The sequence below is a fragment of the Halorubrum halophilum genome, assembly GCF_000739595.1.
Classification (GTDB): domain Archaea; phylum Halobacteriota; class Halobacteria; order Halobacteriales; family Haloferacaceae; genus Halorubrum; species Halorubrum halophilum.
The window spans coordinates 34,498-44,605 of the sequence record NZ_BBJP01000007.1; the positions used below are offsets into that span (position 1 = coordinate 34,498).

The 10,108-nt window shown below is 69.2% G+C and carries 9 protein-coding genes and 1 tRNA gene; 5 read left to right on the forward strand and 5 right to left on the reverse strand.

From position 1 onward, the window contains the following. Genes ACP96_RS02815 through ACP96_RS02825 form a run of 3 tightly spaced genes read left to right on the forward strand, consistent with a single transcriptional unit; the run spans position 1 to position 5,908 of the window. Complete coding sequence (locus tag ACP96_RS02815) at positions 1–2,454, forward strand: PrkA family serine protein kinase (protein WP_050032069.1); 2,454 nt, start codon at positions 1–3, stop codon at positions 2,452–2,454. Next, complete coding sequence (locus tag ACP96_RS02820) at positions 2,445–3,827, forward strand: DUF444 family protein (protein ID WP_050032071.1); 1,383 nt, start codon at positions 2,445–2,447, stop codon at positions 3,825–3,827. Before ACP96_RS02815 ends, ACP96_RS02820 begins: the two co-directional genes overlap by 10 nt. Beyond that, positions 3,824–5,908 (forward strand): SpoVR family protein, encoded by a 2,085-nt coding sequence (locus ACP96_RS02825; protein ID WP_050032072.1) that lies wholly within the window; start codon positions 3,824–3,826, stop codon positions 5,906–5,908. The genes ACP96_RS02820 and ACP96_RS02825 overlap by 4 nt, the downstream gene beginning before the upstream one ends. 45 nt (positions 5,909–5,953) lie before the next feature. Here the strand turns inward: ACP96_RS02825 and ACP96_RS02830 are convergent, their stop codons facing one another. Both ACP96_RS02830 and ACP96_RS02835 read right to left on the reverse strand, forming a co-directional pair. Next, the gene (locus ACP96_RS02830; RefSeq protein ID WP_050032073.1) at positions 5,954–6,652 is read right to left on the reverse strand and encodes an alpha/beta hydrolase; all 699 of its coding nucleotides are present in this window, start codon (positions 6,650–6,652) and stop codon (positions 5,954–5,956) included. Continuing rightward, positions 6,649–7,263, reverse strand: a complete 615-nt coding sequence (locus tag ACP96_RS02835) for a VOC family protein (protein WP_050032075.1) — start codon at positions 7,261–7,263, stop codon at positions 6,649–6,651. The genes ACP96_RS02830 and ACP96_RS02835 overlap by 4 nt, the downstream gene beginning before the upstream one ends. A 132-nt stretch (positions 7,264–7,395) precedes the next feature. On the opposite strand from ACP96_RS02835, the gene ACP96_RS19085 reads away from it, so the two are divergent. Next, positions 7,396–7,542, forward strand: coding sequence for a hypothetical protein (locus ACP96_RS19085; RefSeq protein ID WP_202593903.1), 147 nt, complete (start codon positions 7,396–7,398; stop codon positions 7,540–7,542). Between the two features lie 43 nt (positions 7,543–7,585). Here ACP96_RS19085 and ACP96_RS02840 read toward each other — a convergent pair whose 3' ends face one another. Continuing rightward, positions 7,586–7,795 carry a hypothetical protein gene (locus tag ACP96_RS02840; protein WP_050032076.1) on the reverse strand — a complete coding sequence of 70 codons (210 nt, stop codon included), beginning with the start codon at positions 7,793–7,795 and terminating at the stop codon, positions 7,586–7,588. A 179-nt stretch (positions 7,796–7,974) separates the two neighbouring features. Continuing rightward, a complete protein-coding gene (locus tag ACP96_RS02845) occupies positions 7,975–8,814 on the reverse strand; it encodes a hypothetical protein (RefSeq protein ID WP_050032082.1) in 840 nt (279 codons plus the stop codon). A gap of 310 nt (positions 8,815–9,124) precedes the next feature. Here ACP96_RS02845 and ACP96_RS02850 point away from each other — a divergent pair, with 310 nt between their 5' ends. Continuing rightward, positions 9,125–9,928 carry a DUF7839 domain-containing protein gene (locus tag ACP96_RS02850; RefSeq protein WP_050032077.1) on the forward strand — a complete coding sequence of 268 codons (804 nt, stop codon included), beginning with the start codon at positions 9,125–9,127 and terminating at the stop codon, positions 9,926–9,928. A 27-nt stretch (positions 9,929–9,955) separates the two neighbouring features. Here the strand turns inward: ACP96_RS02850 and ACP96_RS02855 are convergent. Next, positions 9,956–10,031 (reverse strand) — tRNA-Cys (locus tag ACP96_RS02855). Positions 10,032–10,108: the final 77 nt, after the last annotated feature.

Here is a 10,108-nt window from a genome sequence, read left to right on the forward strand (position 1 = left end):
ATGTCCGAACGCGACACGCCGGACGGGGACGCGTTCGTCCGCGACGCCGACGAGACGCTTCGGGGGGCGTACGACCCGCCGATGAGCCTCGAGGAGTACGTCGACCGGGTGTTGACGAATCCGACCGCGGCCGCCTCCGGCGCGCGGTACCTCCTCGCGGCCGTCGAGTCGCAGGGGACCCGCGAGGTCCGCGAGCGCGGCGAGCGGCTGGAGCGCTACCGCTTCTTCGACGATCCGTTCAACGACGGAGAACACGCCGTGCTCGGCAATACCGGGGCGCTCAACGCGTTCGTCGACGACCTCCGGGCCGCCGCCGCGGGGCGCGGCAGCGACGAGACGATCGTGTGGATCGACGGCCCCACGGCTACCGGGAAGTCGGAGTTCAAGCGCTGTCTGGTGAACGGTCTCCGGGAGTTCTCGAAGACCGAGGCCGGCCGGCGATACACGGTCGAGTGGAATGTCACCGGGGCCGGTGGCGGCGGAAACGGGGGCGGCGCGGGCGCCGCGTCGCTCTCGTACGGGGACGGCGGCAACGCCGGAGCGTGGTACCGGAGCCCCGTCCAGACGCATCCCCTCTCGGTGTTCCCCAAGGCGGTCCGGGAGTCGATCGCCGACGCCGTCGACGACGACGCCTACCCGATCGCGGCCGACGTGGACCTGGACCCGTTCAGCCGCGAGGCGTACGACCACCTCGAATCGGTGTACCGCGACGAGGGGCGTCGGGACCTGTTCTCGGCGATCACCGACCGCGACCACCTGCGCGTGACGAGCTATGTCGTCGACGTGGGCGAGGGGATCGGCGTGCTCCACGCTGAGGACGACGGGAGCCCGAAGGAGCGGCTCGTCGGCTCGTGGATGGGCGGGATGCTCCGCGAGCTCGACTCGCGCGGCCGGAAGAACCCGCAGGCGTTCAGCTACGACGGCGTGCTCTCGCAGGGCAACGGCGTGGCGACCGTCGTCGAGGACGCCAGCCAGCACGCCGACCTCCTCCGTCGACTCCTCAACGTCCCCGACGAGCGCCGCGTGAAGCTCGACAAGGGGATCGGGATGGATCTCGACACCCAGCTCATCGTCATCTCGAACCCCGACCTCGACGCCGAGCTCGACCGCCACGCCGAGCGCGAGGGGGCGGACCCGCTGAAGGCGCTGAAGCGCCGCCTCACCCGCCACGAGTTCCGGTACCTCACGAACCGGCGGCTGGAGGCGGAGCTGCTGCGGCGCGAGGTCGGCGGACCCCGGGGCGTGCCCACAGTTGACGGGGTCGAGGACGACGGGGAGGCCGAGGAGAGCGCCCCCGGCGACGATCCGGCCCGAGACCCCGCGAGCGAGCCCGGCGCGGCGGCGCTCACGATCGGCGTCCGCGACGGCGACGGCGGGGTCACGGAGCGCGAGCTCGCGCCTCACGCGGTCGGCGCGGCCGCGCTGTACGCGGTCGTCACGCGGCTCGACACCGACGATCTGCCGGCGGGAATCGACCTCGTCGAGAAGGCGGAGCTGTACGAGGCCGGCGAGATCCGGCGCGAGCGCGGCGGCGAGGAGGAGCGGGTCGCCGTCGACGACGTCGAGTTCGGCGACGGCGACGGCCGGAACGGCGTCCCGGTCACCTACGTCCGCGACGCGGTCGCGGAGCTGCTCGGGTCGGACGCCGACCGCAACCACCCGGAACTGCCGGTCGAGCGGGTGGTCACGCCGACCGACGTGCTCGACGCGATGGCCGAGGGGCTCTCCGACGCGCCGGTGTTCTCGCAGGCCGAGGTCGCGGAGTTCGAGAGCCGGAAGTCGCCCGTGGCCGAGCGCGTGCGCGAGCGCCAGCGGGCGGACGTGGTCGACGCGATCCTCGCCGCGGAGACCGTCCCGGAGGCGACCGTGGCCGAGTACGTCGAACACGTGTACGCGTGGGACGCCGACGAGCCGGTCGAGACCGAGCGCGGTCCGGAGGAGCCGGACGCGCTTACGATGAAGGTGTTCGAGACGGAGACGCTCGGCCGGTTCGACGAGAGCGACTACCGCGGGACCGACCCCGCCGAGTCGGTCGCGGCGTTCCGGCGCGAGCGGGTGATCCGCGCGCTCACCCGGTACGCGTGGCGGAACCGCGGCGACGCGTTCAGCGTCGACGACGTCGAGCTTGGCGAGATCCCGGAGCTGAAGGCGGTGCTGGAGTCGAACGACCTCGCGGACGTGAAACGGCGGTTCCCTGACCTCGACCCCGCCGAGTGGGCCGACCCTCCCGCCGACACCGAGACGGAGCGCGTGAAGGCGGCGACGATATCGCGGCTGGTTGAGCGAGGGTACAGCCCCGCCTCGGCCGAGTTGACGAGCCGCGCCGTGATGCGGAGCGTCCGCGACGAGTGGACGGGGCTAACCGCCGACGGCGGCGCGGACGGGTCGCGCGACTCGGACCGCCCGAGGGGCGACCGCGGCGGCCGGAACGGAGGTGGTCGGACGTGGGACTGACCGAGGACCGCGAGCGCTTCCGCGAGGTGGGCGAACAGCGCCGCGAGGACCTCGCGGAGTTCATCAGCCACGGCGATCTGGGCGGCTCCGGCCCCGATCGGGTCCGAATTCCCGTCAAGATTGTCGACCTCCCCGAGTTCGAGTACGACCGGCGGGAGGCCGGCGGCGTCGGGCAGGGACGGGGCGGCCAGCCGCAGCCCGGACAGCCCGTCGATCCCGAGCCCGACGGCGACGAGGAGGGCGACCCGGGCGAGGAGGGCGGCGAGCACGAGTACTACGAGATGGACCCGGAGGAGTTCGCGCGAGAGCTCGACGAGGAGCTCGGGCTCGACCTCGAGCCGAAGGGAAAACGGGTCGTCGAGGAGACGGAAGGCGACTTCACCGACACCGCCCGCGCCGGCCCGCGGGGGACCCTCGACGTGGACGAGTTCTTCAAGCGCGGGCTGAAGCGGCACCTCGCGACCGACTTCGACGGGGAATACGTTCGCGAGGGACTCCGCGTCGCCGACGCCGACGTCGACGACGTGTTCGCGTGGGCGCGCGACCAGGGGATCCCCGTCTCGCGGGCGTGGATCGCCGACGCCGCGGCGACCGCGGCGGACGAACACGACGGGCCCGTGGAGGCGCTGGACCGGTGGGAGAGCTTCGACGCGCTCGACGACGAACTCGACCGCGAGCCCGCCACGCACCGGATCCGCCGGGAGGGGCTCGACAGCGTCCCCTTCCGCCGGGAGGACGAGCGGTTCCGCCACCCCGAGGTGATCGAGAAGCGCGAGCGCAACGTCGTCGTCGTGAACGTCCGAGACGCGTCCGGCTCGATGCGCGAGACGAAACGCGAGCTGGTCGAGCGCGTGTTCACGCCGATGGACTGGTACCTGACCGGGAAGTACGACGCCGCGGAGTTCCGGTACGTCGTCCACGACGCCGAGGCGTGGGAGGTCGACCGCGAGGAGTTCTTCGGGATCCAGTCGGGCGGCGGCACCCGGATCTCGAGCGCCTACGAGCTGGTCGCGGAGATCTTAGCGGAGTACCCCTACAGCGAGTGGAACCGCTACGTGTTCGCCGCCGGCGACTCCGAGAACGCCGGCAGAGACACGACCGAGTCGGTGATCCCGCTGATGGAGTCGATCGACGCCAACCTCCACGCGTACGTGGAGACCCAGCCGGGCGGCGCCGCGCCGAACGCGCGCCACGCCGACGAGGTCGAGGACGCGCTCGGCGACGCGAGCGATGTCGCCGTCGCCCGCGTCTCAGACTCCGAGGACGTGACCGACGCCATCTACGAGATCCTCAGCACGGAGACGGAGGGCGACGTGACCGCGACCGCCGGCGAGGCGGCGAGGGGGCGGACCGACAGGGGTGACCGCCGATGAGAGACGAGCGCGTCGAGGCGAAACGCGAGGCGGAGTCCCTCGACGAGCCCGCCGCGGAAGCGCGCGAACTCGCCGAACGGCTCGGGTTAGCGCCGTACCCGGTCCGGTACTGGGTCGTCGATCACGACGAGATGAACGAGCTGATCGCGTACGGCGGCTTCCAGCGGCGCTACCCCCACTGGCGCTGGGGGATGAACTACGAGCGCCAGCGCAAGAAGGACCGTCACGGGCTCGGGAAGGCGTTCGAGATCGTCAACAACGACGACCCGAGCCACGCGTTCCTTCAGGAGTCGAACTCGGCGGCCGACCAGAAGGCCGTGATCACCCACGTCGAGGCGCACGCCGACTTCTTCGCGAACAACCGCTGGTTCGGGCTGTACGCCGACCGCGGCGAGGGCGGGCCGAACGCCGCGGCGCGGCTGGAGCGTAACGCCGACCGGATCGCCGCCATCGCTGACCGCTCGGCGGTCGACCGCGACGAGGTCGAGCGCCTGATCGACGCCGTGAGTGCGTTAGAGGACACGATCGACCAGCACAACCCGGTCGACGCCGCGCGCTCGGTCGACGAGCCGGGAGTCGCCGAGGACGTGAACGACCCCAATGAGGACCCGCTCGCGGCGATCGAAGACCGGATCGCGGAGCTGGACCTCTCCGAGGAGGTGCGCCGCGACGTGTTCGACGACGAGTGGCTCGAGGCCAGAGGCGAGGGCGTCGAGCCGGAGGAGCCGCGCCCGGACGTGCTCGCCTTCCTCCGCGACTACGGGAAGCGGTACGACCCCGAGAGCGGGAAGGCGGTCGACCGCGAGCCGTGGGAGACGACCGTCATCGACGCGCTCCGCGAGGAGGCGTACTACTTCGCGGGACAAAAGTCGACGAAGGTGCTCAACGAGGGATGGGCTACATATTGGGAATCGGTCATGATGGGCGGCGAGGGGTTCGCCGGCCCCGACGAGTTCCTCACGTACGCCGACCACATGTCTCGGGTGCTCGGTTCGCCCGGGCTCAACCCCTACAAGCTCGGATTCGAACTGTGGACCCACGTGGAGCTGCGGGCCGCCCGCCGGGACGTGATCGACAAGCTGCTTCGAGTCGAGGGAGTGACGCCCGAGAACTTCCACTCGCGGATCGATCTGGACGAGGTCGCCGCAGCGCTCGAACCCCATCCCGCGATCGCCGGGGCGGGGCCGGCGACGCTCGACGAACTCTCCGACCTCGCCGCCGACGGCGACCCGCGCGTCGACGCCGAGGCGGTCGACCGGGCGCTGTCGGCGCGGGGCGAGGAGCTGACGGGGACCGAGGGCGGCGGCGAGACCGGCCCCAGAACAGACCCGGACATCGAGCGCTACCCGTGGAAGCTGCTCACGCGCGAGGGGCTCGCGGAGCGCCACTACGTCCTCTCGCGGCCCGAACACCGGGGCGCCCTCCGGAACGTCTCGCGGGAGACGCTGGCCGAACGGGCGCGGTACATGTTCGACGTCGATCGGTACGCGACCGTCGACGAGGCGCTCGCAGACGTGGACCGAACCGCCGGCTGGGACCGGATGTTGGAGGTTCGGGAGAGCCATAACGACGTGACGTTCATCGACGCGTTCCTCACCGACGAATTCGTGCGCGAGGGGAACTACTTCACCTACGAGTACAGCCACGCGACCGAACAGCACCACGTCGCCAGCGTCGACACCGACGACGTGCGGAAGAAGCTCCTCCTCCGGTTCACGAACTTCGGGAAGCCGACGATCGTCGTGCTCGACGGCAACTTCCGGAACCGGGGCGAGCTCCTCCTCGGCCACCGGTACAACGGGGTCGCGCTCGACGAGGAGTCGGCGAAGGCGACCCTGGAGCGCGTCTTCGAGCTGTGGGGACGGCCGGTGAACCTCGCGACGATCCGCGTCGAGTACTCCGAGGAGGCGATCCGGCGCGCCAAGCGGCGAGGCACCGAGCCGGGGGGCGAAGAGGTCGGCGTGCGCTTCCAATACGACGGCGGCGAGGTGACGGAACACGACCTCGACCCCGAGATCAGAGAACGGATCGCGGCGGACGAGGTCGACTACGACACGAAACCCGACGACTGGCTGGCGTGAGGAGCGGAACGGAAAAGGGTCGACGAGCCGCGAACGGCGGCGGTCCTACGCCAAGTCCGCGACCAGCGCGGCGACGGCGTCCGTCTCCTCCTCGTTGATCCCGTGACCCATCCCCTCGTAGATCCGCTCGTCCACGTCCGCGCCGAGCGCCCCCAGCACCTCGGCGGTCTCGTGGACCCGCTCCTCGGGGATGTGCGGGTCGACATCGCTGCACCCGAGGAACGCTGGCGTCCCCGCGAGCGCGGCGGCGGCGTCCCCGTCGACCGCGGCCGCCGCGTGAGAGACGTAGTCGTCGAGATCGATCGACTCACCGATGAGCCCACCGCTCAGGACCGCGAGCCCGCCGTACCGCGTCGGGTTCCGCGCGACGAACTCGCTCGCGAGGCAGGCGCCCTGCGAGAAGCCCCCGACGACGACGCGCTCGGCCGGGACCCCCGCGTCTGTCGCGGTCTCGACCGCGCGACCGACCGCTCGCAGCCCGGAGCTCCGACCGGGCTCGTTCTCGGCGACCGGCGCGAGGAAGGAGTTCGGATACCACGTGTTCGCCGCCGCCTGCGGCGCGATGATCGCGACGTCGCCGTCGCCGGCGACCTGCTGCCCGAACTCGACGATGCTGCGCGCGGTCGCGCCGCGGCCGTGGACGAGGATGACGGCGGCGTCAGCCGTCTCAATGTCGGTGCCGGCAGTCACCAGCGGCTCGTCGGCGTGCGGATCGTCGCCCGCGTGCGGCGATCCTCGGCTCATACGCCGACGCCCGCGTCCGCGTCGGGGAGGTCGTGCTTCTTCACGGGGAGACCGAGCTCCTCTAAGGCGCCCTTCATGTGCCGGTCCTGTGCGAAGTCGGCGCCGTCCTCCTCGCGGAGACGCTGGGCGGTCGCGAGGACCTCGCCCTTGCGGTCGTCGGGGATCTCGTACTTGTCGGCGGAGAGCTCGATGACGAGCCCGTTGTTGTCCTGGGTGTAGATCGAGTGGAAGATCCCCCGGTCGAACACGTTGTACCCCTTGCCGGCCTCTTCGAGGGCCGCCATGATGTCCTCGTACTCGTCGGGCTCAACGCTGAAACAGAGGTGGTGGACGGCACCCGTTCCCGCGCGCTGGCCGCGCGCGGAGGGTCGGTCGTCGCTCACGAAGAAGGTCAGAATCCGACCGTCGCCGGTGTCGAAGAACAGGTGCGTCTGCGAGGGGTCGTCGAGGTTCGGCTGGCGGAGGACGAGCGGCATGCCGAGTAGGTCGCGGTAGAACGCGATCGTGTCGGCCTCGTTGCTCCCCCAGACCGTGATGTGGTCGGTACCAGTGGTGTGGAACGGTGCGTCGGGCAGGTCCGTCGTGACCGGAGCCGCGGATTCGTCGCTCATACCACCGATACGAGACGGACACGGATAAAAGCGAAAGGGACCGCCGAGCCACCCGCTGACATCGGTGTTATCCGATCGGAGGGCGGGCCGCCGAAACGAACCCCTTAATCCGGGGAATGCGAACCGGAAGACATGGAGATACTGCTACACTCCGGACTCGAACACCCGAACACCCTGTGGATCGCGATCGCCGCGGTCGTCTCGTTCGCGCTCGGCGCCGTTTCGGCGACGTACAGTCGACGGCTCGCGTCCCCGTTCCGAGACTCCGCCGAGGAGTGATCGCCGGGGCTCGAACCGGGACACGGCCCGCCGGATCGAGCGGCTAGGGCCGCTGCCAGACCGGCGGGGCGACGCCGAGCGCCCGAACGACAGCCGGGTAGCCGAACGCGACGACGAACACGAGCAGCATCGACGGGAGGAACGAGAGCGATCCGACGACGCGCTCGACGAGCGCTAACACGACGAACATCACGACGAACATCACGCCCCAGTGGGGTGCGAGCTGTCGGACTTTCTCCGCGGTATCGGTCATACGCCTCGCAACGGGCCCGACGGATATACGTTGCCGGTCACGGCGTGCGCGTCGAGAGCGGCGAACTCCCGTCGCTCACGCCGTTCGCTTGCGGGCGCTCCCGTCGAACCCGGGAAAAGAACCGAGTGCGGTTGTCGGACAGAAATCGACGAAGGGAGCTGACCGGACGGTGCCGGGCGTCAGTACCGCGAGGGGATGAACGTCGTCGAGAGCAGCAGGACGACCGAGAACAGCGAGAGGATCAGCACGCGCGTCAGCCCGGAGTTGTACTGCTCGAACTGATCGATCTCCGCGACCTGCGCTTCGTATCCCTCGATGTCACTCGACATCGTCAGCGTGGACGCGTCCGGGAAGTTCGCAACGAAGTCCGTCTCGCCGAGCGTCACCGTGGACTCCTCTTCGACTTCCATCGAGTTGGTCTGCGTCGCCTCCCAAACGATCACGGCCTGATCGGCGGATACCTGATCGACGGTCACGGACTGGCCGCCGTAGTCGAACGAGTCGCCGGTCGCGTACGACTGCTCGTCGGGAGCCGGGAAGTACTCGTCTGCCGGAACGAGCGTCGACTCACCGTTTTCGGTGACCACGACGTACTCGCCGTCGTCGCGCTCGACCGTCTCGTTGTCCGCGTTATCGTCGGCCTCGAGGATCGCCTGTCGGTCAAGCACCTCGACGAGGGTGAACTCGGACGGGTCGTCACCGGTGATCTCGACGCGCCAGTCGCGGTCGCCGACCGTAACCGTGGACCCGTTCGCCCAGGTCTCGGACTGATCTACCGTGACTTCCCGCTCGATCGTCGCCACTATCGAGGTCGTGGCGCTCCCACCGTGGCCACCACCGCCCTCTTCGACCTCGGAAATGTCGGCGACGACGTACTCCGCGCCGTCCACTTCGAACGTGTCACCGGAAGACAGTTCGAGATCGGGGTTCTCGAACGCGACCTCCGGACTCTCAGCCGTCACAGTGAGCACACCGGCCACGCCCGCGACGAGAAGGAAGAGCGCGGCGTACACGGCCACAGCGCGTCGTTGCATAGTTCCAGCATGGGTCACCCGGTGTATAACGGTTACTAAGCCGTGCTCCCGAAGCGCGAAACGAAGCCGACGCGGAGTACCGGTCAACGCGGTAGGGCGACGCGGTCTCGGCGGTGAATATCCGGCAGCGACGGACGGTTGGGCCCGAGAGAACCCAAGTGAACGCGAACAGTAGACAACCGAAACTGATCGAATACAATATAGATTTCATTAGATCCGTCGATCAGGTGAGAAACACGTCTTAACGAATCGCTTCTGCAACAGTACTTTAATTGCCCGCTGCCGAACACCAGCAATGACAGATCCCGACAGGGCGACTCCGCCGGAAGTGCTCGACAGCAAGCGCGACGCAACGCGGTACCAGGTTCTCGTGGAGATCGCGGCCCGGCAGCCCGCAGTGAGTCAAACGGAGATCGCCGACGCGATCGGCGTGACATCACAGGCCGTCAGCGACTACGTCAGGGACCTCGTTGAGCACGGCTACGTCGAGAAGGAAGGGCGTGGACGGTACGCGGTGACGAAAGAGGGCGTCGACTGGCTGATCTCCCGGACCGACAGCTTAGAAGCGTACCTCGACCGCGTCAGCTCAGACGTCCTCGGCAGCGTCGACGTCGACGCCGCGATCGCGATGGCCGACGTCTCTGAGGGGAGCGACGTCGGCCTCGTTATGCGTAGTGGCGTCCTGCACGCGAACCCCGCGGGTGGGACGGCGACAGCAGTCACCGTCACCGCCGCCTCGGCGGGCCAAGCTGTCGGCGTCGCGGACTTCGAAGGCGTGGTCGACTACGACACCGGATACGTCACGGTCCTCCCCGTTCCGGCGGTCACGGACGCCGCGTCGGTGGATCCCGAAATACTCCCGGAGATCCGTCCGTCGGAGGGCCTCCTCGCCGTCGCCGGTACCGAAGCGTACGCGCTCGCGACGCAGGCGGACGCGCGCCCGGACATCCGATTCGGGACCGCCGACGCGGTTGCCGAAGCCGCGGTGCGAGGACTAGACGTGCTACTGGTGGTTACGGCCGACCAACTGCCACAACACACCGCGCGACTCCGCGACGAGAGCATTCCGCACGAAGTGATCGACGCAGGCGACTTCTGAGACGAAGTCGAAACGAATTTCGAGAAAAGCCAAGGGCCGGATTTGAACCGGCGTTGGGCGGCTCTGCAGGCCGCTGCGTCTGACCAGACTCTGCCACCTTGGCGCTATCGAACGTACCGCAGTCGAGCGTTTAAGCCTAGCGGTCGCATGTGGTGGAAGGCGCTCTCGCTCGCTACACAG

What these genes read in the sequence shown, in the direction of transcription:
- ACP96_RS02840 (WP_050032076.1), bottom strand. Translation starts at nt 7,795, where the DNA reads ATGACCGATACCGCGGAGAAAGTCCGACAGCTCGCACCCCACTGGGGC.
- ACP96_RS02835 (WP_050032075.1), bottom strand. Translation starts at nt 7,263, where the DNA reads ATGAGCGACGAATCCGCGGCTCCGGTCACGACGGACCTGCCCGACGCA.
- ACP96_RS02830 (WP_050032073.1), bottom strand. Translation starts at nt 6,652, where the DNA reads ATGAGCCGAGGATCGCCGCACGCGGGCGACGATCCGCACGCCGACGAG.
- ACP96_RS02850 (WP_050032077.1), top strand. Translation starts at nt 9,125, where the DNA reads ATGACAGATCCCGACAGGGCGACTCCGCCGGAAGTGCTCGACAGCAAG.
- ACP96_RS19085 (WP_202593903.1), top strand. Translation starts at nt 7,396, where the DNA reads ATGGAGATACTGCTACACTCCGGACTCGAACACCCGAACACCCTGTGG.
- ACP96_RS02825 (WP_050032072.1), top strand. Translation starts at nt 3,824, where the DNA reads ATGAGAGACGAGCGCGTCGAGGCGAAACGCGAGGCGGAGTCCCTCGAC.
- ACP96_RS02815 (WP_050032069.1), top strand. Translation starts at nt 1, where the DNA reads ATGTCCGAACGCGACACGCCGGACGGGGACGCGTTCGTCCGCGACGCC.